This window comes from endosymbiont of unidentified scaly snail isolate Monju (genome assembly GCF_000801295.1).
Taxonomy (GTDB): domain Bacteria; phylum Pseudomonadota; class Gammaproteobacteria; order Chromatiales; family Chromatiaceae; genus MONJU.
Window position 1 is genome coordinate 2,016,346 of the sequence record NZ_AP012978.1, and the last position, 25,201, is coordinate 2,041,546.

21 protein-coding genes and 2 pseudogenes are annotated in these 25,201 nt (G+C 65.2%); 16 read left to right on the forward strand and 7 right to left on the reverse strand.

Annotated features, from left to right (window positions below; translation table 11 throughout):
- Positions 1-19: 19 nt before the first annotated feature.
- Genes hemH through EBS_RS09705 form a run of 3 tightly spaced genes read left to right on the forward strand, consistent with a single transcriptional unit; the run spans position 20 to position 1,923 of the window.
- Positions 20-1,093, forward strand: coding sequence for a ferrochelatase (gene hemH, locus EBS_RS09695; RefSeq protein WP_043108471.1), 1,074 nt, complete (start codon positions 20-22; stop codon positions 1,091-1,093).
- Positions 1,093-1,536, forward strand: a complete 444-nt coding sequence (locus EBS_RS09700; RefSeq protein WP_052199477.1) for a methyltransferase family protein — start codon at positions 1,093-1,095, stop codon at positions 1,534-1,536. Before hemH ends, EBS_RS09700 begins: the two co-directional genes overlap by 1 nt.
- Entirely contained in the window at positions 1,537-1,923 is a 387-nt protein-coding gene (locus EBS_RS09705) for a gamma-butyrobetaine hydroxylase-like domain-containing protein (protein ID WP_043108472.1), read from the forward strand. It begins immediately after the preceding gene.
- Positions 1,924-2,041: 118 nt separating this feature from the next.
- Here EBS_RS09705 and EBS_RS09710 read toward each other — a convergent pair whose 3' ends face one another.
- Entirely contained in the window at positions 2,042-2,701 is a 660-nt protein-coding gene (locus EBS_RS09710) for a hypothetical protein (protein WP_043108473.1), read from the reverse strand.
- A 167-nt stretch (positions 2,702-2,868) separates the two neighbouring features.
- On the opposite strand from EBS_RS09710, the gene EBS_RS09715 reads away from it, so the two are divergent.
- From EBS_RS09715 to EBS_RS09725, 4 genes and pseudogenes are all read left to right on the forward strand, one after another.
- On the forward strand, positions 2,869-3,903 hold the full coding sequence (locus EBS_RS09715) for a cytochrome-c peroxidase (protein WP_081999917.1): 1,035 nt from the start codon (positions 2,869-2,871) through the stop codon (positions 3,901-3,903).
- Positions 3,900-7,298, forward strand: a complete 3,399-nt coding sequence (locus EBS_RS13070; RefSeq protein WP_052199478.1) for a response regulator — start codon at positions 3,900-3,902, stop codon at positions 7,296-7,298. Before EBS_RS09715 ends, EBS_RS13070 begins: the two co-directional genes overlap by 4 nt.
- 15 nt (positions 7,299-7,313) lie before the next feature.
- Positions 7,314-7,820: an Hpt domain-containing protein gene (locus tag EBS_RS13075; RefSeq protein WP_269446349.1), complete on the forward strand. Its 507-nt coding sequence runs from the start codon at positions 7,314-7,316 to the stop codon at positions 7,818-7,820.
- 3 nt (positions 7,821-7,823) lie between these two features.
- Positions 7,824-8,156: pseudogene (locus tag EBS_RS09725) on the forward strand (response regulator); the annotation flags it as partial.
- On the opposite strand, the gene EBS_RS14885 reads toward EBS_RS09725, so the two are convergent.
- Both EBS_RS14885 and EBS_RS09735 read right to left on the reverse strand, forming a co-directional pair.
- Positions 8,138-8,743, reverse strand: a complete 606-nt coding sequence (locus tag EBS_RS14885) for an MBL fold metallo-hydrolase (RefSeq protein WP_081999920.1) — start codon at positions 8,741-8,743, stop codon at positions 8,138-8,140. The pseudogene EBS_RS09725 and the gene EBS_RS14885 sit on opposite strands and share 19 nt — an antisense overlap.
- Positions 8,655-9,875, reverse strand: coding sequence for an argininosuccinate synthase (locus EBS_RS09735; RefSeq protein ID WP_043108476.1), 1,221 nt, complete (start codon positions 9,873-9,875; stop codon positions 8,655-8,657). Before EBS_RS09735 ends, EBS_RS14885 begins: the two co-directional genes overlap by 89 nt.
- A gap of 260 nt (positions 9,876-10,135) precedes the next feature.
- On the opposite strand from EBS_RS09735, the gene EBS_RS09740 reads away from it, so the two are divergent.
- From EBS_RS09740 to EBS_RS09765, 6 genes and pseudogenes are all read left to right on the forward strand, one after another.
- Positions 10,136-10,855, forward strand: a complete 720-nt coding sequence (locus tag EBS_RS09740) for an efflux RND transporter periplasmic adaptor subunit (protein WP_052199482.1) — start codon at positions 10,136-10,138, stop codon at positions 10,853-10,855.
- A pseudogene (locus EBS_RS09745) lies at positions 10,852-11,431 on the forward strand (ABC transporter ATP-binding protein). The gene EBS_RS09740 and the pseudogene EBS_RS09745 overlap by 4 nt, the downstream one beginning before the upstream one ends.
- Positions 11,418-12,623 (forward strand): ABC transporter permease, encoded by a 1,206-nt coding sequence (locus tag EBS_RS09750; RefSeq protein WP_043108478.1) that lies wholly within the window; start codon positions 11,418-11,420, stop codon positions 12,621-12,623. Before EBS_RS09745 ends, EBS_RS09750 begins: the two are co-directional and overlap by 14 nt.
- 1 nt (position 12,624) lies before the next feature.
- Positions 12,625-13,824 (forward strand): ABC transporter permease, encoded by a 1,200-nt coding sequence (locus EBS_RS09755; RefSeq protein ID WP_043108479.1) that lies wholly within the window; start codon positions 12,625-12,627, stop codon positions 13,822-13,824.
- 83 nt (positions 13,825-13,907) lie between these two features.
- Complete coding sequence (locus EBS_RS09760; RefSeq protein WP_052199483.1) at positions 13,908-15,449, forward strand: bifunctional aminoglycoside phosphotransferase/ATP-binding protein; 1,542 nt, start codon at positions 13,908-13,910, stop codon at positions 15,447-15,449.
- A gap of 15 nt (positions 15,450-15,464) precedes the next feature.
- Entirely contained in the window at positions 15,465-17,162 is a 1,698-nt protein-coding gene (locus EBS_RS09765; RefSeq protein ID WP_052199484.1) for a ribonucleoside-diphosphate reductase, read from the forward strand.
- 24 nt (positions 17,163-17,186) lie between these two features.
- On the opposite strand, the gene typA is transcribed toward EBS_RS09765, so the two are convergent.
- The 4 genes from typA to EBS_RS09785 form a co-directional block, all read right to left on the reverse strand.
- Complete coding sequence (typA, locus tag EBS_RS09770) at positions 17,187-18,998, reverse strand: translational GTPase TypA (RefSeq protein ID WP_043108480.1); 1,812 nt, start codon at positions 18,996-18,998, stop codon at positions 17,187-17,189.
- A gap of 263 nt (positions 18,999-19,261) precedes the next feature.
- Positions 19,262-19,756 (reverse strand): tetratricopeptide repeat protein, encoded by a 495-nt coding sequence (locus EBS_RS09775; RefSeq protein ID WP_052199485.1) that lies wholly within the window; start codon positions 19,754-19,756, stop codon positions 19,262-19,264.
- Between the two features lie 341 nt (positions 19,757-20,097).
- The gene (locus tag EBS_RS09780) at positions 20,098-22,173 is read right to left on the reverse strand and encodes a methyl-accepting chemotaxis protein (protein ID WP_081999921.1); all 2,076 of its coding nucleotides are present in this window, start codon (positions 22,171-22,173) and stop codon (positions 20,098-20,100) included.
- 81 nt (positions 22,174-22,254) lie between these two features.
- The gene (locus EBS_RS09785) at positions 22,255-22,704 is read right to left on the reverse strand and encodes an antitoxin Xre/MbcA/ParS toxin-binding domain-containing protein (protein WP_043108482.1); all 450 of its coding nucleotides are present in this window, start codon (positions 22,702-22,704) and stop codon (positions 22,255-22,257) included.
- 170 nt (positions 22,705-22,874) lie between these two features.
- Here EBS_RS09785 and EBS_RS09790 point away from each other — a divergent pair, with 170 nt between their 5' ends.
- The 3 genes from EBS_RS09790 to EBS_RS09800 are packed head-to-tail and all read left to right on the forward strand — an operon-like array spanning position 22,875 to position 24,970.
- The gene (locus tag EBS_RS09790; protein ID WP_043108483.1) at positions 22,875-23,759 is read left to right on the forward strand and encodes a phosphoribosylaminoimidazolesuccinocarboxamide synthase; all 885 of its coding nucleotides are present in this window, start codon (positions 22,875-22,877) and stop codon (positions 23,757-23,759) included.
- Between the two features lie 3 nt (positions 23,760-23,762).
- Entirely contained in the window at positions 23,763-23,999 is a 237-nt protein-coding gene (locus EBS_RS09795) for a glutaredoxin family protein (protein ID WP_043108485.1), read from the forward strand.
- Positions 23,996-24,970 (forward strand): serine/threonine protein kinase, encoded by a 975-nt coding sequence (locus EBS_RS09800; RefSeq protein WP_043108486.1) that lies wholly within the window; start codon positions 23,996-23,998, stop codon positions 24,968-24,970. Before EBS_RS09795 ends, EBS_RS09800 begins: the two co-directional genes overlap by 4 nt.
- Positions 24,971-25,201 lie beyond the last annotated feature (231 nt).

A 25,201-nucleotide genomic window follows, 5' to 3' on the forward strand; every position in this document is an offset into this window, starting at 1 on the left:
CTGCTGTTCGGACCCGCGCATGAACCAGCCCGTCCATTGCCATGACCAACCCGAGCGCATCGGCGTACTGCTGGTCAACCTGGGGACCCCGGACAGCCCGGACCGGCAGGCGGTGCGACGCTACCTGAAAGAGTTCCTGTGGGACCCGCGGGTGGTCGAGGCCCCGCACCTGCCCTGGTGGCTGGCGCTCAACCTGGTGATCCTCAACACCCGCTCGGGCCGCTCGGCCGAGGCCTACCGCAAGATCTGGAGCGAAGAAGGCTCGCCGCTGCTGGTCATCTCGCGCCGCCAGCAACAGGCCCTGCGCGAACGGCTCGCACGAGATCACGGCGACGGCCTGGTAGTGGAACTGGCGATGCGCTACGGCCAGCCATCGATCGGAGAAGGTCTGGCGAAGCTGCGCGAACAGGGAGCGCGCCGCGTGCTGGTCTTCCCGCTGTATCCACAGTACTCGGCCACCACCACGGCCTCGGTGTTCGACGCAGTGACCGAGGAACTGCGCGGCTGGCGCTGGCTACCGGAACTGCGTTTCGTCAACCACTATCACGACGAGCCGGCCTACATCAGCGCACTGGTCGAGAGCGTGCGTGAACACCGCGCGCGGCACGGCACGGCCGAACGGCTGCTGCTGTCCTTCCACGGCATCCCGCAGGAATACTTCGAGCAGGGCGACCCCTATTTCTGCGAATGCCAGAAGACCGCCCGCCTGCTTGCCGAAGCACTGGAGCTGGGCGACAACGCCTGGACGCTCAGCTTCCAGTCGCGGCTGGGACCCAAACAATGGCTGCAACCCTACACCGATCAGACCCTGCACAAGCTGGCCGGAGAAGGGGTGAAATCGGTGCAGGTACTCTGCCCCGGCTTTTCCGCCGACTGCCTGGAGACCCTGGAAGAGATCGCCATGGAAAACCGCGAGATCTTCCTGGAAGCCGGCGGGGAACGCTACGAATACATCCCCTGTCTGAATGATCGGCCAGCGCACATCGAGGCGCTGGCTGCCGTCATCGGACGCCACCTCGCCGGCTGGGGCATTGACAACGAATCCAACGAAGACCGGGTGCGCCGAGCCCGCGACATGGGAGCCCCCTGCTGATGCGCAAGTCCATCGCCAGTCACCTTCTGGTTGCCCTGCAATTCACCGCCATCGGCATCGGTCTGGTACCCTGGGACGGCAGTCCGCAGGGAGCACCGGCCTGGCTGCTGCTGTCCGCGCTCGGTGGCCTGATCGGAATCTACGCCCTGGCGCACAACCGCCTGGGCAACTTCGCCATCTACCCCGAACCGCTGGAGCAGGCGCGCCTGATCACCAGCGGACCTTATCGCTGGGTACGTCACCCTATGTACCTGGCGCTACTGCTGTTCATGGCGGGCATCGCTGCCTGGAACGGCACGTGGTACAACCTGGCTTCGCTGCCCGTCCTGTTGGTCGACGTCCTCGGCAAGATGCAGCGCGAGGAGCGCTACCTGCGCGAAAAGTTCACCGACTACGCCGACTACTGTCGCCATTGCAAGCGACTGATCCCCCTCATCTACTGAATGACCATGACCCAGATCCGCCCCACCGACATCATCCTGCACCAGCAATCACACGAACTGGAGATCCGCTTCAATGACGGCCAGACCTATCACTACCCGGCCGAATTCCTGCGCGTGTACTCACCCTCGGCCGAGGTGCGCGGCCACTGGGGACAACGGGCAAAACTCGAGGTGGACAAGCAGGACGTGAACATCACCGAGCTGATCCCGGTGGGCCAATACGGGGTCAAGATCGTGTTCGACGACGGTCACGACTCGGGAATATACGACTGGGACTATCTCTACGATCTGGGCCACAAGCAGGCGCTGTACTGGACCAAATACCTCGAAAAACTGCACGAGGCCGGGCACCAGCGCCGCCCACCGGCACATCGAGAAGGCAGCTGAGGGAACTGAACCGGAACCTTGTTCCTCCCCGTGCGGGAAGCAGGCGGCAGCAAACATCAGGACAGGCACCTGTCCCCTGCCGACTTTCCCCCGCAAGCAGGGGGCAGGAAAGGTAAACTCAGACTGATCCTCGCGCCAGCGGACTATTGACGTACATGGCCTCATACTCGGCCTTCAACGCCTCGTAGGCCTCGTTGGCCTGCAAGGCGGCCACCTCCTTTTGCCGGGCCTGGGCGCGCAGCCGCGAGATCTCGCGCTTCTGCTGCTCCTGCACCTGCAGCAGCGACTGGATCTGCTCCTGCAGATGATGCACCCGCTCACGGGCCAGCTCGTTTTCCTTTTCCAGCACCTCGATGTTGTGCAGGTGCATCCGATTCTGCTGCTCCATCTCGTGTAGCCGACGCGCGCTCTTCTCCAGGGCATCCTTCTGCATGTCGATGATCTGCTGCAGCTCGGCACGCTCGGCCAGGTCATCGTCTATCGCCAACAACTGGCGCATCAGGCGCTGATTGGTCTGTTCCAGGACCCGGTACTGCAGCTTGAGCTCCTCGTAATCCTCGGCGATCCGTTTCAGTTCGACCAACCGTTTCGCCTGCCGCGCCAGCTGCTCGCGGGCATGCTCCAGCTCGTCCAGCACCGACTGCGAGATCTGCGTCGCAATCTTGCCAGGGTCACGGGTGCCATGACGCACCACGTCCACTGCCCGACTCAATACCTTTTCATGCACACGCAACAGGCGCTCGCGCTCGCGATGAATTCGTTCCAGATCGGCAGGCATGACATTACCCCAAAACAGCTCGTGCCCCGGTGGCACGGAAAAACCTGACGGGATTATCGGCCCTCCACCGGGATTCTTGAGAAAGAAAAACAGGACTCGGAGCCGTCCCTAAAGTTCGCGGGACGCCTGCCGACTCCGCACATGCATTCTGGCCAATTTACCGACACATGAATCACCTCCCGCGCAAAGACCATCACGAGTCAGGGAAGCGGCCTGGCGGGACCTTTATCCTGGCAGCGGCCCTTTGGGTCTTGCTGCCCCTTCTTGCCACGGTCTCTCTATCCGGCGAACCGAAGAACGTCGCCAAGAGATACCGGAACGAACCCATACGCCCCATTCCTGCGATCGTCGACGTCGACCGCCGCAAGGCGGCACTGGGCCGCAGACTGTTTCACGATCCACGCCTGTCCCACGACAACACCGTCTCCTGCGCCCGTTGCCATCCCCTTAAACGGGGCGGGACCGACGGGCTGCCCAGGTCCGTCGGCATAAAGGGCACACTCGGCGATATCAACACCCCGACCGTGCTCAACAGCAGCCTCAACATTGCGCAATTCTGGGACGGTCGCGCCGCCACGCTGGAGGAGCAGATCGATGGACCGGTACACAATCCCAAGGAGATGGGCAGCAACTGGAAAGAAATCGTCTCCAAGTTGTCCCGGGACAAGGAATATCACAGGCTCTTCGAAGAACTCTATGACACTGGCATCAATGCAGCGAATATCAAGGACGCCATCGCAACCTTCGAACGCACCCTGCTCACACCGGACTCGAGGTTCGACCGGTTCCTGCACGGCGACGAGCAGGCGATCACCGACGATGAGAAAAAGGGATACCTGCTGTTCAAGTCGTACGGCTGCGCCTCCTGTCACCAGGGCATGGCTGTCGGCGGGAACATGTACGAGAAGATGGGCATCGTGCAGGGCTATTTCGCCGAGCGGGGGAACATCACGCGCGCGGACTACGGACGTTTCAACGTCACGGGCCTGAAAGAACATCGTTTCGAGTTCAAGGTCCCCGGCCTGAGAAACGTCGAGCTCACCGCACCCTATTTCCACGACGGTGCGGTCCCGACGCTGGAGGAGGCCGTGTCCAAGATGGCCTATTACCAGCTCGGCCGTGAGATTCCTCCGCGCGACCGTGACCTCATCGTCAAGTTCCTGAAAACCCTGACCGGAAGACTTCCGGAGACAAGTCCATGATGCCCGAGAGCAGGGAATGGCGACTCACGAGGAGCCAATGGACGGTCGGCCTGGCACTCGTCCTGCTCATTCCCTTTCTCTACATCATGAGCCACGGGGTCGATCCTGCCGAACACGCGCGAATACTCCACGACCTGAACGAGATAAAGAACCGGCACGCCTTGCTGGAACAGACGCTCATGGAGACCCGGGCGGGAATCATCCCGACATACGACGACCTCACCGAAGCCGGGCGCAACCTGCTCGCTGCGGAACAGACATTCAAGCAGCGCCTGCCTCCCGAGCTGACCGGGACGATCGCCCCCCACCTGTCCCGCTACGAGCGCCTGATGGAAGAAAAGCGCCTGCTCGTGGAACAATTCAAATCACACCATGCCGTACTCAGGAACTCGCTGAACTACCTGCCGATCGCTGTCGACGACTTCCTCTCCCGTTTCTACCCCGTGCCTGGGAAGGAGGTCCTGAAGGCCGACCTGGAAAAGCTGGTACACGTCATTCTCCAGTTCAATCTGACCGCCGATCTCAACGCAAGGATCACGGCCCGAAAGATCCTCTGGAGCCTGCCCGCCCCCTCGAACGCCTTTCCCGAGAAGGAGAGAAAGGCCTTCAACATGCTCCTGACCCACGCGCACATCGCGATCCTTTACAAGGACCACGTCGACAACATCATAAAAGCCATTCAGACCATACCCTCCGCCGACGCAATCAGGGAAATAACCGATGCCTACTTGACGAAATACGACCACCTGGAGAAAACGTCCTCTCGCTACAAGAGCGCCCTCCTGGTGATATCCAGCATGCTGGTCGCATGGGTACTGGTCTCCATGATCCGTCTCACCGTGACATCACGCAAGCTCTCGGAGACCGTCACCCAGTTGAATTTCCAGAAGTTCGCCCTGGACCAGCACGCCATCGTGAGCATCACCGATGTCAAGGGCAACATCACCTATGCGAATGACAATTTCTGCAAGATAAGCAAGTACAGCCTCGAGGAACTGATCGGGAAAAACCACCGGATAATCAAGTCCAATGAACACCCCAGATCGATGTTCAGGAAAATGTGGCGCACCATCGCCAGAGGAAAGGTCTGGCACGGTGAAATAAAGAACAAGGCAAAGGACGGGAGCCATTACTGGGTCGCCTCCACGATCGTCCCCTTCCTGGACGAGAACGGAAAACCCTTCCAGTATGTCTCCATCCGCACCGACATCACCCGGCGCAAGCAGATGGAGGAGGAGATCTCCAAGGCCCATCAGTTCCTCCAGGCGGTCACGGATGCCATGGGCGAAGGGCTGTACGTCCTGGGCAGGAATGGCAAGTGCATCTTCCTGAACTCCGAGGCGGAGAGACTGCTGGGATGGTCCAAGGACGAACTGTACGGGAAGAACGTGCACGACATCATTCATTACCAGGATGCCAACGGACAACACATTCCCGCGCACGAGTGTCCCGCCTTCCTGAGCATCCAGCAGGGCAAGACCTTCCGCTCCGACACCGAGGTCTTCACCCGCAAGGACGGCACCATCTTCCCCATTGCCATCGTGGTCGTCCCCTTGCGAGAGAAGGGTCAGGTCACCGGCTCGGTCGCCGTATTCCAGGACATCACCGAACGCATCCAGAACGAACAGCGACTCAAGTCGGCCATTCAGCAGGCAAAGGAGGCAAACCGCGCAAAATCCCATTTCCTGGCAAACATGAGCCACGAGATCCGAACCCCGATGAATGCCATCATCGGCATGTCCCATCTCGCCCTCCAGACCGATCTCGACAACCAGCAGCGCAACTATCTGGAAAAGATCCATCGATCAGCGGAATCCCTGTTGAACATCATCAACGACATCCTGGACTTCTCGAAGATAGAGGCCGGAAAGCTCGAGATGGAGGAGGTCGAGTTCCATCTGAACGACATATTCAACAACCTCACCTCTGTCCTGGAACTGCGCGCCGCGGAAAAGGGACTGGAATTGCTCTTCGACATCGCCCCGGACGTCCCCCGCGCGCTCGTTGGCGATCCCGGCCGGCTCGGACAGGTACTTCTCAATCTGTGTGGCAATGCCATCAAGTTCACGGAACGAGGCGAGATCATCGTGTCCGTCCGCCTGGACCGGAAGGACGAGGACACACTGCGTCTCCACTTTGCCGTCAAGGACACAGGTATCGGCATCACCCGGGAACAACAAGGCCGCCTCTTTCAATCCTTCAACCAGGCAGACACCTCCACCACCCGGAAGTACGGAGGTACCGGACTTGGCCTGGCGATCAGCAAACGCCTGGTGGAGCTGATGGGCGGCGACATATGGGTGGAGAGCACGCCCGGCCAGGGCAGCACCTTCCATTTCACCGTCGTGCTGCGTGAATGTACGGAGGACGCATCGGCCTCTCTGTCGGCGCTGGCCACCGACAAGCTGCAAGGACTGAAAGTCATCGTGGTAGACGACAACGCCAGTGCCCGGACGATCCTGTCGTCCCTGCTCCAGGCACACGGGATCGAGGCCGACGTCGCGTCTGGCGCCGCGGAGGCCGGCGACCGACTGGCCAGCACCGGAGAGGGCGAAGATCCGCCTTACGAGGTGATGCTACTGGACTGGCAGCTGGCGGATATCGACGGGGTGGAATTCTATGCACAACAACAGAAGCGCCTGGGCCAGCGGATGCCCGCCGTCGTGATGATGACCGCACACGGCGCCGACCGCCTCAGGCGGGCCCTTCACAAGCACGGCCTGGAACCCAGCGACATCCTGGTGAAACCGATCATGCCCTCGGCACTCCTCGATGCGATATCCAGGGCCGTGGGGCATAGCATCATCCGGCAGGACAACGACTCGGTGAACGAACGCGATTACCGGAGGGCGCTCGGCCGATTGCGGGGCAGCCGCATTCTCCTGGTGGAGGACAACGAATTCAACAAGGATCTGGCGCTGGAACTCCTCACGAACGCGGGCATTCATGTCGATCTGGCCGAAAACGGTGAAGAAGCGATCGAGATGGTGGAAAGAAACCGCTACGACGCCGTACTCATGGACTGCCAGATGCCTGTCATGGACGGCTACGAGGCCGCCCGCCGGATCCGCGAGAACCCGCGCCTGAACCATCTTCCCATCATCGCCATGACGGCGAACGTCATGAAATCGGACATTGCCGAGGCCCTGGCCGCCGGCATGAACGACCACATCGGCAAACCGATCAACATCCGGGACATGTTCACCAAGATCGCCAGATGGATCGAGCCGACGCGCCGGGAAGAGGGATTCGACATGTCCGGTCATGCCCCCGATCCCTCCCCGGAACCCCTTGCCGAAGAACTGGCGCACATCGATACGGCCGCCGGTCTCGAACGGGTGGCCCACAACACGGACACCTACCTGCGCGTGCTGGAGAAATTCGCCGACAACTAGGCCGACGCCATTGCCATCGCATCAAAGGCCCTGGAAGACGGCGACCCGGAGACGGCCCTGCGCACCCTGCACACCTTGAAGGGTTCCGCAGGCACCATCGGGGCCACCAGGCTCTATGGACTGGCCGCGGACGCCGAGAAAAGGCTGCGCGAGGCCACTTCCCCGGAGGGATTGCCAGAGAAGGAAGCATTATTCGAGGAGATGACCGGCGTTCTCGAAGACATTCGCGGCTTGCTGGCAGCTGTGCGGGGTGCGCAATCAGGTGAATCCCCGGCGCCTTTGGAGGCCCCCGGGGAGCTGCTCGAGAAGTTGCGGGAGCAGCTGGAAAGCTTCGATACCGAGGCCCAGAAAACAGTGAAGACACTGACGTCTTCCTTCCACGACGACAACACCGCTCCACTGCTGGATGAACTTTCCAGGGCCGTTGGCCGATACGATTTCGAAAAGGCATTGGAACTGCTCGAGCGGTTGAACGACACGCTACCAGCCCAACGGCCGGAAACGAGCACCGAGGCTGTCTGAGAGATAAAGGACACCGCCACGAAACCCACGATCCTCGTGGTGGACGACACCACCGAGAACATCGACGTACTGCAAGGTGTCCTGGGATCCCGCTACAGCGTGCGCGCGGCGACCAGCGGACAGCTGGCCCTCAAGATCGTCAACAAGATAAAGCCGGACCTCATTCTCCTCGATGTCATGATGCCCGGCATGGACGGCTACGAAGTCTGCCGCATTCTCAAGTCCAACCCGGAAACGGCCAGGATACCCGTCATCTTCGTCACCGCCATGTCGGAAATCGAGGAAGAGGAAAAAGGGTTCGAGGCCGGGGCGGTCGACTACATCACCAAGCCCATACACCCGGCCTTCGCCTCTTCGATCATCTTCGGGTGTGCGTAGATCACGGCCTGTGGCCAGGCCTCGACGATGGCCTGATTGCCCAGCCAGTGATCGCCGTGCACATGGGTGTTGAACACCGCCAGAACGGGTTTGTCGGTGGTGGCGCGGATCTTGCCGACCAGCATGCGACCGGCCTGCAGGGTACCGCCCGGATCGACCACCACCACGCCCTGCTCGGTGACCAGGAACGAGGGGTTGTTCATGAAGCCCTGGTTGTCGGCATTGGGCAGTTCACGCGGACCGTGCACCACGTACACCCCGGGCGCGACCCGGTCGAGCGGATATTGCTTGCGCAACGGCGGGCCTTCGACACCGGCCAGTACATTGCCCGCAAGGGCGAGGATCAGGATCAGGGCGATACGGTGCATGGCGGTCTCCAAAGAAGCGAGGGCTTGGCAGTTGCGTGGTACGAAACTGCCTGACGTCAGCAGCCCCGCTTTATTCCCGAGCAGCAACTCAGTTGCGCCTGCGCGCACCCACGCGCAGGCGCAGCGCATTGAGCTTGATGAAGCCGGCAGCGTCCTTCTGGTCGTAGGCACCGGCATCGTCCTCGAAGGTGGCAATGGACTCGTCGAACAGGCTGTCGCTCTCGGAGCGGCGGCCAACCACGCTGACGTTGCCCTTGTACAGCTTGACGCGCACCTCGCCGTTGACCGTCTGCTGGGTCTGGTCGATCAGCGCCTGCAGGGCCTCGCGCTCGGGACTCCACCAGTAGCCATTGTAGATGATGCTCGCATAGCGCGGCATCAGCTCGTCTTTGAGGTGCGCGGCCTCGCGGTCGAGGGTGAGCGACTCCATGGCGCGATGCGCCTTGAGCATGACGGTGCCCGCCGGGGTCTCGTAGCAGCCACGCGACTTCATGCCCACGTAGCGGTTCTCCACGATGTCGTCACGGCCCACACCATGGCTGCCGGCCACGCGGTTGAGATACGCCATTACCTGCGCCGGGCTCATGCGTTCGCCGTCGATGGACACGATGTCGCCGCGCTCGAAGCCCAGTACCAGGTACTGCGGCTGGTCGGGGGCCTTTTCGGGGGCCACGGTCCAGCGCCACATGTCCTCCTCGGGCTCGGCCCAGGGGTCTTCGAGGATGCCGCCCTCGTAGGAGATGTGCAGCAGGTTGGCGTCCATCGAATAGGGCGACTTCTTGCCCTGCTTGGCATAATCGATGGGGATGCCGTGCTGCTCGGCATAGGCCATCAGCTTCTCGCGCGAGAGCAGATCCCATTCGCGCCAGGGCGCGATCACCTTGATGTCGGGATTCAGCGCATAGGCGCCCAGTTCGAAGCGCACCTGGTCGTTGCCCTTGCCGGTGGCACCGTGGGCGATGGCGTCCGCGCCGGTCTCGGCGGCGATCTCCACCAGCCGTTTCGCGATCAGCGGGCGGGCAATGGAGGTGCCCAGCAGGTACTCTCCCTCGTACACCGCATTGGCGCGGAACATGGGGAAGACGTAGTCGCGCGCGAACTCCTCGCGCAGGTCCTCGATGTAGATCTCGCGGATGCCCAGCGCCTCGGCCTTGGCGCGTGCCGGCTCCACCTCCTCGCCCTGGCCGATATCAGCGGTGAAGGTCACCACCTCGCAGTCGTACACGTCCTGCAGCCACTTGAGGATGATGGAGGTATCCAGTCCGCCGGAATAGGCCAGGACCACCTTCTTGATGTCCGATTGCGCCATGTCTTGCCCCTGCGTGAGAAAGTCGGAATAGGAGAGAAACGCGGCATTATACTGGAAGCGCACACTGGAGAGCCGCATGAAGTCCTTCAAGCGCCTGTTGTCCGTCCTCCTGATCACCGCCCTGCTCGGCACCTGGCTGTGGTGGAGCACCCGGCCGCAACCGGTACGGGTCGCCACGGCCGTCGTCGAGCGCAGCCTGGTCGAGCGCACCGTGGCCAACACCCGCGCCGGCGGCGGGTGGGCAGATCGTACGCCTGCCAGTGCGCGAGGGGCAACGGGTCAAGCAGGGGCAGCTGTTGCTCGAACTGTGGAACGACGACCTGCACGCCCGGCTCGACCTGGCACGACGCGAAACCGAGGCACAGCTGAGCAAGACCCGCCTCACGGCGCCCTTCGACGGCGTGGTGGCGCAGATCAACGGTGAGCTGGCGGAATACGTCACCCCCTCGCCGATCGGCATCGCCACCTCGCCGGCCATCGACCTGCTCGACGATCGCTGCTTCTACGTCAGTGCCCCCATCGACGAGGTGGACGTGGGCAAGGTGCGCCCGGGCCAACCAGCGCGCATCACCCTGGACGCCTTCGGCGAGCGCCGCTTCGCGGGCCAGGTACGCCGTATCGCCGACTATGTGCTCGACCGCGAGAAACAGGCACGCACCGTGGAGGTGGAGATCGCCTTCACCGACGTGCATGACCTGCCCAGGCTGCTGGCCGGTTACTCGGCCGACGTGGAGATCCTGTTCGAAACCCGCCGTGACGTGCTGCGCATTCCCAGCGAGGCCCTGGTCGAGAACCGTTACGTGTTCGTGCTGCGCGATGACGGCATCCTCGAACGCCGCGAGGTGACCGCGGGGGTGGGCAACTGGGACTACACCGAGATCCGCGACGGTCTGCGCGAGGGCGAACGGGTGGTCACCTCGCTGGACCGCGAGGGCCTGGCCGACGGTGCGCCGGCGCGGCTGGAGAGCGAGCCGCGGTGAGGATCGAACTACGCCAGGTGGACCGCCACTTCCGGGTCGGCGACGAAACGGTGCACGCCCTGGCCGGCATCGACCTGAACATCCCCGCCGGTGACTACCTGTCGGTGATGGGGCCATCCGGCTCGGGCAAGTCCACCCTGCTCAATGTGCTCGGCCTGCTCGACCGGCCGAGCAGCGGCAGCTACTGCTTCGAGGGCACCGAGACTACTACCCTGCCCGAGGAGGCGCGGGCACGCATCCGCCGCGAGCGCATCGGCTTCGTGTTCCAGGCCTTCCACCTGATCGGCCGGCTCAGCGCTGCCGAGAACATTGCCCTGCCCCTGGTGCTGGCGGGCGTGCCGCCGGAGGAGCGCCGGCCGCGCGGTGGTGATGCGCCCGGCCCTGCTGCTGGCCGACGAGCCCACCGGCAACCTCGATCAGCGCGCCGGCGCCGAGGTCATCGCCCTGCTGGAACGTCTCAATGCTGAGGGCATCACCCTGGTGGTGGTGACCCACGATGCGGCCATCGGCGAACGCGCGCGCCGCCGCGTGCGCATGCTCGACGGCCGTATCCACAGTGACCATGCGCACGTCTGACCAGTTGCGCTTCGCCCTCGATGCCCTGCGCGGCGCGCGCACGCGCAGCCTGCTCATACTGCTGGCGATGAGCATCGGCGTGGCGTCGGTGATCCTGCTCACCGCCCTCGGCGAGGGCGCGCGACGCTACGTGATCGGCCAGTTCGAGCAGCTCGGCACCGACCTGCTGGTGATGCTGCCGGGACGCAACGAGACCACCGGCGGCCCGCCGCCGCTGTCCGGCGAGACCCCGCGCGACCTCACCCTGGAAGACGCACTGGCCCTGCGCCGCCACCGCAGCATCCTGCGCATCGCCCCCATCAGTCTGGGCACCGCGCCGGTCTCCTGGCGCAACCGCGAACGCGAGGTGACCATCATCGGCAGCACGCGCGACTTCTTCCCGGTGCGCCGCATCCGCGTGGCACGGGGACGGCCGCTGCCGGCCATCCCGCCGGAACGCCAGCTCAACGTGGTGGTGCTGGGCGCCCGCCTGGCGACCGCGCTGTTCGACCGGCAACGCGCCCTGGGCGAGTGGGTGCGCATCGGAGACCGCCGCTTCCGGGTGATCGGCGTGCTCGAGCCGGCCGGCGAGTCGCTGGGACTGGACCTGGGCGACATGGCGCTGGTGCCGGTGGCCTCGGCCATGCAGCTGTTCGACACCGCCTCACTGTTCCGCATCCTCATCCAGGCACGTGGCAAGGGCGCCATGGCACAGGCGCGTCGCGATGCCTTGTCCACCCTGCGCAACCACCACGACGGCGAGGAAGACGTGACCCTGATCAGCCAGGACGCGGTGCTGGGCACTTTCGACCGCATCCTCGGCGCCCTGACCTGGACGGTGGGCGGCATCGCCGGCATCAGCCTGGCCGTGGCCGGCATCCTGATCATGAACGTGATGCTGGTCGCTGTCTCCCAGCGGGTGCCCGAGATCGGCCTGCTCAAGGCCCTGGGCAGCCCGGGCAGGCTGGTGATGCGCCTGTTCCTGATCGAGGCGTTGCTGCTGGCCGCGCTCGGCGCACTCGGCGGTCTGCTGATCTCCGGAGTCGGGCTGCTGCTGATGCGCCACCTGTTCCCCGACTTTCCCCTGCAACCGCCACTATGGGCACCGCTGGCGGCAGTGGCGGTGGCCCTGGGCTGTGGCCTGCTGTTCGGGGTGCTGCCGGCACGTCGTGCCGCCCGCCTCGATCCGGTGCAGGCGCTGGCGGGGCGCTGAGATGCGAACCACCGATCTGCTGCGGCTGACCGGCGGTGCCATCCGCGCACAGCGCCTGCGCAGCCTGCTCACCGGCCTGGGCATCGCGGTGGGCATCGCCTCGGTGGTACTGCTGACCGCCATCGGCGAGGGCATCCAGCGCTTCGTGCTCGCGGAATTCACCCAGTTCGGCACCCATCTGCTGGCGGTCACTCCGGGCAAGACCCAGACCTTCGGCCTGTCGGCGGCGGTGATCGGCAGCACCCGCCCGCTCAGCCTGGAAGACGCCCGCGCCATCGAACGCCTGCCGGAGGTACGCGCCGTAGTGCCACTGGTGCAGGGCAATGCCGCGGTGGAATGGCAGGGGCGCAGCCGCCGCGTCTGGGTGTTCGGCACCGGGCCGGACGTGCCCGAGGTCTGGCGCATCCGCCCGACCATCGGCCGCTTCCTGCCGCGCGACGAGCCCCGCCATGCCCGGGCCTTCGCGGTGCTGGGCAGCAAACTGCGGCGCGAACTGTTCGGCAACCACTCCCCACTGGGCGAGCGGGTACGTATCGGCGGCGAGACCTACCGCGTGATCGGCGGCATGCAGCCCAAGGGGCAGATGCTGGGCTTCGACCTGGACGACAGCGTCTACATTCCGGTCGGCCGCGCCCTGGCCCTGTTCGACCGCGAAGGCCTGATGGAGATCGACGTGCTCTACCGCGCCGAGGAACCCGTCACCAAGGTGGTCGAACGCATCCACCAGTTGCTGCTGCAACGCCACGGGCACGAGGACTTCACCCTCACCACCCAGGACCAGATGCTCGAAGTGCTCGGCTCGGTGCTCGACGTGCTGACCCTGGCGGTGGCGGCGCTGGGCGCGATCTCGCTCGCGGTGGGTGGTATCGGCGTGCTCACCATCATGACCATCTCGGTCAACGAACGGGTCGCCGAGATCGGCCTGTTGCGCGCACTGGGCGCCAGTCAGGGACAGGTACTGGGCCTGTTTCTGGGCGAGGCCCTGGTGCTCGGCATGCTCGGCGGTCTGAGCGGCGTCGGCCTGGGGCTGGGTGGCGCGCTCGCCATCGGCTGGCTGATCCCCGCCCTGCCGGTGCACATCAGCTGGCCCTATGTCGGGCTGTCGCTGGGTGTCGCTCTCGGCATCGGCCTGCTCGCCGGGGTCCTGCCCGCGCTGCGCGCCGCCCGTCTCGATCCTGTCGAGGCCCTGCGCGGAGAATGATCCGCCACGATTCGGCCCGGGGACGGGCCTCCTACCCGCAGGCGTCATTGCCGCACCGCGCCACTTCTGGAATAGTCAGGGACATGCAAGGAAATGCACAGCCACCACTGATCGCCGGTCTGCTTGCGGGCCTGCCCGGCGCGCGCCTGATCGAGACGCACATCTCCTGGGTGATCCTTCACGACAGGTACGCCTGGAAACTGAAGAAGCCGCTGGACCTGGGCTTTCTCGACTTCTCCCGGCTCGACCAGCGCCGCCTCTTCTGCGAGGAAGAAATCCGCCTGAACCGTCGCCTGGCCCCGGACATCTATCTCGGGGTGGTGCCGATAACCGGCACGCCCGAGTCCCCGCGCTTCGGTGGCGAAGGGCCGATACTGGAGTGGGCGGTACAGATGCGCGCCTTCGATGCCGACGCCACCCTGGACCGCGCGCACGAGATCGCCCCGGCGCAGATCGACGCCATCGCCGATTGCCTGGCGCATTTTCACCGGGACATCCCGAAGGCGCCGCCGGAGAGCGACTACGGCACGCCCGCCGCGGTGCGCGCACCGGTCGAGGGCAATTTCGCGGCCCTGCGCCGGCTCGATCCACCGCCCAGTTCGCGCGCCCTGCTCGACGTGCTGGAGCCCCGGCTGCAGCGCCTGGGGGAACGCCTGGAACCCCATTTCAGCGCACGCCGCGAGGCCGGCCACATCCGCGAATGCCATGGCGACCTGCACCTGGGCAACATCGCCTGGATGAACGAGGCCCCGCTGATCTTCGACGCCATCGAGTTCGATCCGGGGCTGCGCTTTATCGACCCGGTCAACGAACTGGCCTTCCTCGCCATGGACCTGCACCACCGCGGCCAAAGCGCACTGGCCTGGCGCCTGCTCGACCGCTGGCTGACCCACACCGGCGATCATGCCGGTCTGGCCGCCTGGTCCTACTACCTGGCCTACCGCGCCATGGTGCGCGCCAAGATCGCGGCCATCCGCGCACGCCAGGCGGACGACGACTTCACGCCCACACGCGACCTGCTGGCGCTGGCCGACGCCCTCTCGCGTCCCGGCCGCCCGGCACTGGTACTCATGCACGGCGTCTCCGGCAGCGGCAAGACCCACCTCTCACAGGCCCTGCTCGAAGACCTGGGCACAGTGCGCCTGCGCTCGGACGTGGAACGCAAGCGCCTGTTCGGGCTGGGAGCGCAGGACGACAGCCGCCGCAACGGCACCGACATCTACACCCCCGAGGCCAGCCGCCGCACCCTGGCGACCCTGCTGCAGAAGACCGAGGCCCTGCTCGATGCCGGGCTGCGCGTGATCGTGGACGCGACCTTTCTCGCGCGAAGCTGGCGCGAGCCCTTCGAGCAGCTGGCCGAGGCACGCGGCCTGCCCTGGTGCATCGTCTCTCCACAGGTGCCCGAAACGCTACTGCGCGAGCGCGTGAGCGCGCGCCACCATCAGGGGGAAGACGCCTCCGAGGCCGACCTGGCGGTGCTGACCTCACAACTGGCAAACCAGCAGCCCCTCGCACCCGACGAACTCCCCCGCACCCTGCAGCCCACACCGGAGACCTCGCTGCCGGAACTGATCGAACAGGTACGGCAAAGGCTGCGCCCTCGCAAACGGAGCACCGCCGACTGAGCCATACTTGGCGGCATGGATGCACTGGCACAAGCCGTGTGGACGGCCAAGTACCGACAACCCGGCGAACGCGTGCTGGCGGACAGCCGGCGGCGGGTGGCGCACGCCCTGGCAGCGGTGGAAGGCGACGCGGCGAGCTGGGCTGCCCGCTTCGAGGCCCTGCTGCACGACGGCCGTTTCCTGCCCGGCGGGCGCATCCTCGCCGGGGCGGGCACAGCGCGCCATGTCACCCTGTTCAATTGCTTTGTCATGGGACGCATCGAGGACGCCATGGACGGCATCTTCCAGGCCCTCAAGGAAGGCGCCCTGACCATGCAGCAGGGTGGCGGCGTGGGCTACGACTTCTCCACCCTGCGACCGGCCGGCACGCGTACACGCAGCGCTGCCGGCATCGCCACCGGACCGCTGTCCTTCATGCGCGTGTGGGATGCGATGTGCGGCACCGTGCTCTCGCAAGGCGCTCGGCGCGGCGCCATGATGGCCTGCCTGCGCTGTGACCATCCCGATATCGAGGCCTTCATCGAGGCCAAGCACCAACCCGGGGCGCTGTCCTGTTTCAACCTGTCGGTGCTGGTGAGCGAAGATTTCCTGCGCGCCGTGGACGCGGACGCAGACTGGCCACTGGTGTTCCCCGCCGAGGCCATCGAAGACGACGGCAAGTGCATCCAGCGCGCCTGGAGCGGCGACCTCTCGCCCCGGCCCTGCCGTGTGCTGCGCACTGTTCGTGCACGCGCCCTGTGGGAAAAAATGATGCGCAACGCCTGGGAGACCGCCGAACCCGGGGTGCTGTTCATCGACCGCATCAACCGCCTGAACAACCTGGGCTGGCGCGAACGCATCAGTGCCACCAATCCCTGCGGCGAGGTGCCACTGCCACCCTGGGGGGCCTGCAACCTCGGCTCCTTCGACCTGACCCGATTCGTGCGCCGACCCTTCACACCCGAGGCGCACCTCGACCTGGAAGCGCTGGCAGCGGCGGTGCCCACCGCGGTGCGCCTGCTCGATGACGTGATCGACGCCTCGCGCTACCCGCTCGAGGCCCAGCGCGAGGAAGCAAAGGCCGCGCGTGCCCAGGCGGCTGCGGCGCTGCGGACCCTCCGCGACGCGGCCTATACCGCCTCGGTGGAACTGGCACGCGAGAAGGGGGCCTTCCCACGCTGCGACAACGAGCGCCTGGCCGAACGCCCCTTCGTCCGCACCCTTCCTGCAACGCTGCAAGGGGCGATCACCCGTCACGGTCTGCGCAACAGCCACCTGCTGGCAATCGCCCCGGCCGGCAGCATCAGCCTGCTGGCGGGCAACGTCTCCAGCGGGCTTGAGCCGGTGTTCGCCGCGCGCATGCGCCGCGAGGTGCGGCTGAACGCCGGGCAGGTCGAGACCTTCGAGATCGAGGACGCGGCAGTGCGCGCCTGGCACGACGCTGGCAACGAAGGCCTGCCACCGGCCTTCGTTGCCGCCGCCGATATCGGCCCGCTGGATCACCTGCGCATGCAGGCGGCCTTGCAACCGCTGGTGGACCAGTCCATCGCCAAGACCATCAACGCAGCGCCCGACACGCCCTTTGCAGACTTCGCCGCCCTCTACCGCGAGGCCGATCGTCTGCAACTGAAAGGCTGCACCGTGTTCCGGCCCAATCTCCTGCGTGGCAGCGTGCTGTCGCCGATCGGCAACGAAGACGATCTGCCGCAGCAGTGCGAATGGTGCGTGGGCTGAGTAATCAGAGGCTCCTGAAGCCCCTCAGCCGCGATTGGCGCGTTTGCGCTCGTGCTCCTTGAGCAGCTTCTTGCGCAGGCGGATGGCACTCGGGGTGACCTCCACCAGTTCGTCATCCTCGATGAATTCCAGCGCCATCTCCAGGGTGAACGGGATGGGCGGGGTGAGCGTGATGGCGTCGTCCTTGCCGGCGGCGCGGACATTGGTCAGCTGCTTGCCCTTGAGCGGATTGACCACCAGGTCGTTCTCCCGCGAATGGATGCCGATGATCTGACCCTCGTAGACCTCGTCGCCCGGAGAGGCGAACAGGCGCCCGCGCTCCTGCAGATTGAACAGGGCATAGCCCAGCGCCTTGCCCTGGCCGTTGGAGATCAGCACCCCGTTCTTGCGCTTGGCAATGCCGCCGGACTGCGCCGGACCGTAATGATCGAACACGTGGTAGATCAGGCCGGTACCCGAGGTCATGGTCATGAAGTCGGTCTGGAAGCCGATCAGGCCGCGCGAAGGCACGATGTAGTCCAGACGCACCCGGCCCTTGCCGTCGGGGACCATGTCGCGCAACTCTCCCTTGCGCTCGCCCAGCGCCTCCATCACCGCCCCCTGGTGTTGCTCCTCGACGTCCAAGGTGACCTGCTCGTAGGGCTCGCAGACCTCGCCGTCGATCTCGCGGAAGATCACCTCGGGACGCGAGACGGCCAGCTCGAACCCCTCGCGGCGCATGGTCTCGATCAGCACCGACAGGTGCAGCTCGCCGCGCCCGGAGACCTTGAACTTCTCCGGGTCGGTGCCCTCCTCGACGCGCAACGCCACGTTGTGGATCAACTCGCGCTCGAGCCGCTCCTTGAGCTGGCGCGAGGTCAGGTACTTGCCTTCACGCCCGGCGAAGGGCGAGCTGTTGACCTGGAAGGTCATGGACACCGTCGGCTCGTCCACGCTCAACGGCGGCAGCGCCTCGACGTGTTCCGGGTCGCACAGGGTGTCGGAGACATTCGGTGCCTCGATGCCGGTGATGGCGATGATGTCCCCGGCACTGGCCTCGGCCACCTCGTTCCGCTCCAACCCCAGGTAGCCGTAGACCAGCCCGATCTTGGCCTTGTACGTGGAACCATCGGGCTTGACCACCGTGACCACCTGGTTGGGCCGCACCGTGCCGTGACGGATACGGCCGACCGCGATCGCCCCCACGTAACTGCTGTAATCGAGGTTGGAAACCTGCATCTGGAACGGGGCATCCGGGTCCACCTGCGGCGCCGGGCAGTGCTCGACGATGGCCTCGAACAGCGGCGTCATGTCACCCTCGCGCACGCTGTCGTCCAGCGAGGCGTATCCGTTGATCGCCGAAGCATAGACGATGGGGAAATCCAGTTGTTCGTCCGAGGCGCCCAGGTTGTCGAACAGCTCGAACACCTGGTCGATCACCCAGTCCGGGCGTGCGCCGGGCTTGTCGATCTTGTTCACCACCACGATGGGCCGCAGCCCGTGCTGAAAGGCCTTCTGGGTGACGAAGCGGGTCTGCGGCATGGGGCCTTCCTGCGCGTCCACCAGCAACAGCACCGAATCGACCATCGACAGCACCCGCTCCACCTCGCCGCCGAAATCGGCGTGTCCCGGCGTGTCGACGATGTTGATTCGGTAATCGTTCCAGTCGATCGCGGTGTTCTTGGAGAGGATGGTGATCCCCCGCTCCCGCTCCTGGTCGTTGGAATCCATCACCCGCTCCACCTCACCGAAACGCTCGCCGAGCGTGCCGGACTGCTTGAGCAGCTCATCCACCAGGGTGGTCTTGCCATGGTCGACGTGGGCGATGATGGCGATGTTGCGCAGATTCTGGATCACGGGGAATACCGGGGGCAGGGGAAAGGGGGCGCGATTATAGCGGGCGACGGGAACAGGAACCATTGCGACTTACGGGGGAGTTGCGCGGACGTGCGCAGAAAATAAAACCACCAAGGGCACAAAGCACACCAAGACTGGACTGCTGATGCAGGACCACGACCGGCACGATGGCGTGCCGACTGACAGTCGGCTCCTTGCCCTTTGTGCGCTTCGCGTACTTTGTGGTTGGCAGCGTCCCTTGCGATGCCTCCCGCCCAGTGCCCTCAGTCCTCGAATCTTGCCAGATAGTCCGCCGCATCGACCTGCCCCGAGCGGGCTGCGCGCCGAAGCCAGCGCAGCGCTGCGGTGCGGTCGACCGGGCCGCCGAGCCCTTCGGCGAGCATGACACCGTAGAGAAACTGGGCGTCGGCCATGTCCTGTTCAGCAGCCCGTCGCATCCACCGACGGGCCTCGGCAGGGTCGGTGGTGCCATCGCAGCCGGTGACCAGGCAGTGGGCCAGGTTGAACTGGGCCTTGGCCAACCCCTGTTCGGCGGCGCGGCGATACCAGATCACGGCCTGCCGCGGGTCGCGTGGCATGCCGGCCAGGCCATGGTCGTAGGCGGCGCCCAGGTTGAGCTGTGCCCAGGGAGCACCGGCCTCGGCAGCGGAACGCAGTTCCTCGGCGGTGGGCAGGCCAGCCGCCTGCGCGCCGGTGATCAAGCCGGCGCCGAAGACCAGAATCGCGATCCATGTCAAGGTCGGATGCTTGACGCTCATACCCCCAAACCTGTGGATAACTCTGTGGAGGAATCTACGGGGACTTGTTGAACAACACAAGCAGGATCGAGCAAGACCGACACGCAAAAGAAAAAATTCCTTTTAACACCGTGTTTTATTGGTCTTTCAGGAGGCGAGACTTGCACAATTGGGGCTAACCGGCGCTGACGGGTGCCTCGATGTGTTGTGTATAAGTGGGAACGGCGTCCTTGCTGTGAAAGGTCCGGCCCGGGGACGGGCCTCCTGCAGCAGGCGCGGTGTCCCCGCCGCGAACCTTCAGGGACAGGATGGGCAGGCTGCGCCTTGCCCATCCTGCGATGCCGGAGTGTCGCGTCGGGAGACTACACCCGGAACGAGCCGACCAGGCCGTGCAGGCGTGCAGCGATGTCGTGCAGGGCGCCGATGCCTTCGTCGAGCTCGGCCGCTCCGTCGCTGGTGCGCTGGGCTACACCGCTGATGGTGACCACGTTTTCGCGGATGCGCTCGACCGATTCCACCTGTTGGCCAGCAGCCCCCGCGATGCGGTTGATGAGCTGGTCGATCTGTTCGACCTGCTCGTTGATCTGGCGCAGCGCCTCGCTCGTGGCACGTGCCTGGCCCACCGTCTCCTGGGCATGCCCGGTACTGGCGCGCATCACCTCGGCGGCATTGCGTGCCGCCTCTTGCAGGCGCTCGATCATCGACTGGATGTCCTGAGTGGACTCCTGGGTACGGCTGGCCAGGGTACGCACCTCGTCGGCCACCACCGCGAAACCGCGTCCCTGTTCACCCGCGCGTGCCGCCTCGATGGCGGCATTCAACGCCAGCAGGTTGGTCTGTTCGGCAATGCCGCGGATCACGTCCAGCACCCCGCCGATGCTCTCGCTGTCCTGCTCCAGACCCTTCATCACCCCGGCGGCCCGTTCCACGTCGGCGGCCAGGCGATCCATTGCGGCCTGGGTGGCCTGCAAGGTGGCATCACTCTCGCCGGCGGCGGCCCGTGCCGCGCACGAGGCCTGCTTGCCCTGATCGACCATCTCCAGCACGTTGCGCGCGGCATCCGACAGCTCGGTGGTGGAGGCGGCCACGCCGTCGGTCTGGCGCTGCTGTTCCACCGTGCCCTCACGCGCCGCCTCGCTCACCCGGGCCATGTGCCGGGCCGCCTCGGAGAGTTGATCGACTGCCTCGGCCACCGCCATCACGGTGCCGCGGATCTTGCCCAGAAAACGGTTGAAGGCATCGGCCAGGCGCGCCATCTCGTCATGGCCGCGCAGGTCCAGCTCACGCGTGAGATCCCCCTCGCCTTCGGCGATGTCCTGCATGGCAGCGACCGCACGTTCCAGCTTGCTGCGAATCGAGCGGGTCAGCAACCAGCCCAGGGCACCGGCGAGCAACACACCGAAGACCGAGATCACCAGCATCATGTCGCGCGCCGAGCCCACATCGGTGGCCAGACGCTCGCTCTCCGAACGGGTACGTTCGACCAGGGTATCGAGCAGATCCTGCAGGCGGGCGGACAACCTGGCCGCCAGCGGCCCCAGCTCGGTACGCACCAGGTGCACGTCCCGATAGGCCTGATCGCCGGAATGCAGGGCCAGCACCTCGTCGAGCGCACTCACATAGGCTTCGCGTGCTGCCAGCAGGCGTTCGAAGGCGTCAGCCTGCTCGAAGGTGAGCAGATCCTCGGCGGCCCGCAGCTTGTCGAGCGCGGTCTGGTTCTGCTCGAGATACATCTTCAGGTTTTCCAGGAAGGCCGGAGTACGGTTGGCCAGATAGCCACGCAAGGCGTTGAGCACCCCCAGGCGTCCCTGGATGTCGGCCGCCGGGACGTCGCGCGCCGCTGGCACCCACTGGCCGGGCGACTGTTCGACGAAGGACGGACGCCAGTTCGCCAGCTCTTCGGCCAGTTCGCTGTCCACTTCCTGCTCCAAGGCCAGCATCTCGGACAGGGTCTGCAAGATAATCATGTTCTGCGGATTGAGACGCTCGCTGGCCATCGCCAGTGCCGGCATGTTGGCCGCGTCCGAGGCGGACAGTGCCACGATCCGGGGCTCGAAGGCCTGGAAGCGGCGAATGAGGTCGGCAATCTCCTGCTGCTGCTCAGGTTCGCTGCTGCCAACCGCCTGCAAGGCCGTCTCCAGCGCCGCGAGACGCGCGTCGAGTGCCTGGTTGGCCTGGCGATAACGCTCGAGATAGGTCGGCTCGCGGACTTTCAGATACAGGCCCAGGGCGGCATTGGCCTGATACACCTGGCGCACCAGGTCCTGGGCAGCCGTTGCAGCCGGCTGGATATGGTTGACCACCTCATTCACCCGCCGCTCGGTAGCCTGCAATCCATTGAGCCCAACCAGCGACACACCGACCACCAGGGCCAGCATGAACCCGAAGGCAATGTGCAAGCTGTGGCTTATCGACAGCCGGAAAAACAACCTGTCCATACCTCACTCCTGCCCACCCCTGGATATCGGGCGGGACGACCGATGACTGTAGCGAGGTTAACGGCAGGAAGGACGGCGGCTTTAGGAGTTGCCAGCGGGGCGGCAAGACGTGCCTTTCGAACCGGTGAGATCCCAGGAGAAAGTGCAGTCGAGTTCGGAGAGTACGGCAATCATGCCGCCCTCGCCGCCTTCGAGGATGATCGACAGCGGTGAGCGCCGACCAAAGCGACGGTGGGCCTGCTTGATCCAGCGGCCGGACATGCGCGGATTGCGCGGATAGGTCGTACGCAGGGCATCGGCGATGCGCAACAGATAGCTGGCGCGGCGCAGCACGTCCGCATCGTCGGGCAGCACGTCCTTGCCGTCGCGGTATTTCTGGAAGGCTCGCGCGCGCACATTCGAGGGCAGCAGCAGCAAGGCCTGCATCTGCTGGATGTTCAGTTCCCAGGCGTCCATCAGGCGCATTACCGCCTGGGTGATCTGCACCAGGGCCTCGCGCTTGTCCTCTGCGGCTTGCTTGTCTTCACTCATCTTTGCTGTCCTCGTGCCGGCGGCCGACCGGACACTATTGCTGATCGTAGGTCTGAATAGTTGACTATTTTACTTGGATTCATGGAAAAATCCATCGGAATCGCTCACAGCTCACCCGGCTGCCGCCCGGTCCCCTATAATCAGCGCCTGTCCGATCCGCGGGGAACACCATGAACGCCCTTTTCGAAACCGACCTGCCCGAGCTGGAACTGCTGCACCGCGGCAAGGTGCGCGACATCTACGCCATCGACGAGCAGCGCATGCTGATCGTCACCACCGACCGCCTGTCGGCCTTCGACGTGGTGCTGCCCCAGCCCATCCCCGGCAAGGGCGAGGTACTGACCCGGGTGGCGAAATTCTGGTTCCGGCGCATGCAGCCGCTGATCCCCAACCACCTGCTGGATGACGATCTGAGCGAGGTGCTCCCCGAAGCGGCCACCCGCGAGCGTCTGGGCGACCGCACCATGATCGTGCGCAGGCTGCGCCCGCTGCCGGTCGAGGCCATCGTGCGCGGCTATCTGATCGGCTCGGGCTGGAAGGACTACCAGGCGACAGGAAAGGTCTGTGGCATCGAACTGCCACCCGGCCTGCAACTGGCCGACCGCCTGCCCGAGGCCATCTACACCCCGTCCACCAAGGCGGCAGTGGGCGAGCACGACGAGAACATCGACTTCGCCGCCACGGTGGATCTGCTGGGGCGCGAACTGGCCGAGCAGGTGCGCGAGACCAGCCTGCGCATCTACAACGAGGCGGCGGCCTATGCCCGCGAACGCGGCATCATCATCGCAGACACCAAGTTCGAATTCGGCCTGGACGAGGACGGCCACCTGCACCTGATTGACGAGGTACTGACTCCCGATTCCTCACGCTTCTGGCCCGCCGACCAGTACCGTCCGGGCATCAGTCCGCCCAGCTTCGACAAACAGTTCGTGCGCGACTACCTCGAGACGCTCGACTGGGACAAGACCCCGCCCGGCCCCGAACTGCCTGCCCAAATCATCGACAAGACCGCCGAGAAATACCACGAGGCCGAGCGCCTGCTCACCGGCGCCTGAGTCATGGCCCGGACGCCGCGCATCACGCTCTACAGTACCCGCCGCTGTCCGCACTGCCGGCAACTCAAGGCCTGGCTGCAACAGCGCGGGCTGCGCTTCCAGGAATTTGACATCGAGACCAATCGCCGCGCCTTCAAGGCGTTCCAGCGCCTGGGCGCGCGTGGCGTGCCGGTGCTGCTGGTCGGCGAACAGCGTATCGACGGCTTCGACCGCCAGCGCCTGCAACGGCTGCTCGGATGAGCCATCCCTACGACCGCCTCTCGCCCGATCGGGTGCTCGACGCCATCGAAAGCGCAGGCTTTCTGCCCAGCGGGCACGTACCGGCGCTGGGCAGCTACGAGAACCGCGTCTACCAGGTCGGCATCGAGGACAGCCCGCCAGTGATCGCCAAGTTTTACCGCCCCGAACGCTGGGACGAGGCGACCATCCTGGAAGAACACGCCTTCAGCAGCGAACTGGCCGCCGCCGAGATCCCGGTGGTCGCCCCGCTGGCGCGGGCGGGCCACACTCTGTTCGAACACGCCGGCTTCCGCTTCGCGCTGTTCCCGCGCCAGGGCGGCCGCGCACCCGAGCCAGGCGACCTCGACCAGCTCGAGTGGATCGGTCGCTTCCTCGGCCGCATCCACCAGGCTGGCAGCGCCCGGCCCTTCCGGCATCGCCCGGCACTCGAAGTACACCGCTACGGTCATGCCGCGCGCGCGGCGGTGCTCGAAAGCCCCCTGCTGCCGAACGCCTTCCGCGAGCGCTACGCCGGGCTGAGTCAGGCACTGCTGGACACGATAGACGAGGCCTTCCGGGAGATCGAACCGGCGGCATTGCGCCTGCACGGCGACTGCCATCACGGCAACATCCTGTGGACCGACAGCGGCCCGCATTTCGTGGACCTGGACGACTGTTGCCAGGGCCCGGCCATGCAGGACCTGTGGATGCTGCTGCATGGCGACCGCCACGAGATGACAGGACAACTCGATGCTCTGCTCGAAGGCTACCGCGTGTTCCGCGACTTCGACCTGCGCGAACTGGCCCTGATCGAGCCCCTGCGCAGCCTGCGCCTGATCCACTACACTGGCTGGCTGTGCCGCCGCTGGGACGATCCCGCCTTCCCCCGCGCCTTCCCGTGGCTGGCCGAGGCCAACTGGTGGGAGGGCCATCTCAACGACCTGGAACAGCAGGGCCTGCGCATGGCCGAACCGCCATTGCAGCTGTACTGATCTCCACGGTTATTCGGCCCGAGGACGGGCCTCCTACGGATAGGAGCAGCATCCTCGCCGCGAATGGTGGTTTCTGGCCCGGGAGGGGAAAGTCGATAGCTTGGAATGATGGGACACCCAAATCCAGTCAGGTGTTGGCAGATCTGGGCTAACCCTGACAGGGTCTGGGGCCCTGAGGGTATCTGCGGGTGGGCCGTCCACGGGCGGGGGAGCAGGAAAAAGAAAGGGGCG

What these genes read in the sequence shown, in the direction of transcription:
- hemH (WP_043108471.1), top strand. Translation starts at nt 20, where the DNA reads ATGAACCAGCCCGTCCATTGCCATGACCAACCCGAGCGCATCGGCGTA.
- EBS_RS09700 (WP_052199477.1), top strand. Translation starts at nt 1,093, where the DNA reads ATGCGCAAGTCCATCGCCAGTCACCTTCTGGTTGCCCTGCAATTCACC.
- EBS_RS09705 (WP_043108472.1), top strand. Translation starts at nt 1,537, where the DNA reads ATGACCATGACCCAGATCCGCCCCACCGACATCATCCTGCACCAGCAA.
- EBS_RS09710 (WP_043108473.1), bottom strand. Translation starts at nt 2,701, where the DNA reads ATGCCTGCCGATCTGGAACGAATTCATCGCGAGCGCGAGCGCCTGTTG.
- EBS_RS09715 (WP_081999917.1), top strand. Translation starts at nt 2,869, where the DNA reads ATGAATCACCTCCCGCGCAAAGACCATCACGAGTCAGGGAAGCGGCCT.
- EBS_RS13070 (WP_052199478.1), top strand. Translation starts at nt 3,900, where the DNA reads ATGATGCCCGAGAGCAGGGAATGGCGACTCACGAGGAGCCAATGGACG.
- EBS_RS14885 (WP_081999920.1), bottom strand. Translation starts at nt 8,743, where the DNA reads ATGCCGGTGCCTACGACCAGAAGGACGCTGCCGGCTTCATCAAGCTCA.
- EBS_RS09735 (WP_043108476.1), bottom strand. Translation starts at nt 9,875, where the DNA reads ATGGCGCAATCGGACATCAAGAAGGTGGTCCTGGCCTATTCCGGCGGA.
- EBS_RS09750 (WP_043108478.1), top strand. Translation starts at nt 11,418, where the DNA reads ATGCGCACGTCTGACCAGTTGCGCTTCGCCCTCGATGCCCTGCGCGGC.
- EBS_RS09755 (WP_043108479.1), top strand. Translation starts at nt 12,625, where the DNA reads ATGCGAACCACCGATCTGCTGCGGCTGACCGGCGGTGCCATCCGCGCA.
- EBS_RS09760 (WP_052199483.1), top strand. Translation starts at nt 13,908, where the DNA reads ATGCAAGGAAATGCACAGCCACCACTGATCGCCGGTCTGCTTGCGGGC.
- EBS_RS09765 (WP_052199484.1), top strand. Translation starts at nt 15,465, where the DNA reads ATGGATGCACTGGCACAAGCCGTGTGGACGGCCAAGTACCGACAACCC.
- EBS_RS09775 (WP_052199485.1), bottom strand. Translation starts at nt 19,756, where the DNA reads ATGAGCGTCAAGCATCCGACCTTGACATGGATCGCGATTCTGGTCTTC.
- EBS_RS09780 (WP_081999921.1), bottom strand. Translation starts at nt 22,173, where the DNA reads ATGGACAGGTTGTTTTTCCGGCTGTCGATAAGCCACAGCTTGCACATT.
- EBS_RS09785 (WP_043108482.1), bottom strand. Translation starts at nt 22,704, where the DNA reads ATGAGTGAAGACAAGCAAGCCGCAGAGGACAAGCGCGAGGCCCTGGTG.
- EBS_RS09790 (WP_043108483.1), top strand. Translation starts at nt 22,875, where the DNA reads ATGAACGCCCTTTTCGAAACCGACCTGCCCGAGCTGGAACTGCTGCAC.
- EBS_RS09795 (WP_043108485.1), top strand. Translation starts at nt 23,763, where the DNA reads ATGGCCCGGACGCCGCGCATCACGCTCTACAGTACCCGCCGCTGTCCG.
- EBS_RS09800 (WP_043108486.1), top strand. Translation starts at nt 23,996, where the DNA reads ATGAGCCATCCCTACGACCGCCTCTCGCCCGATCGGGTGCTCGACGCC.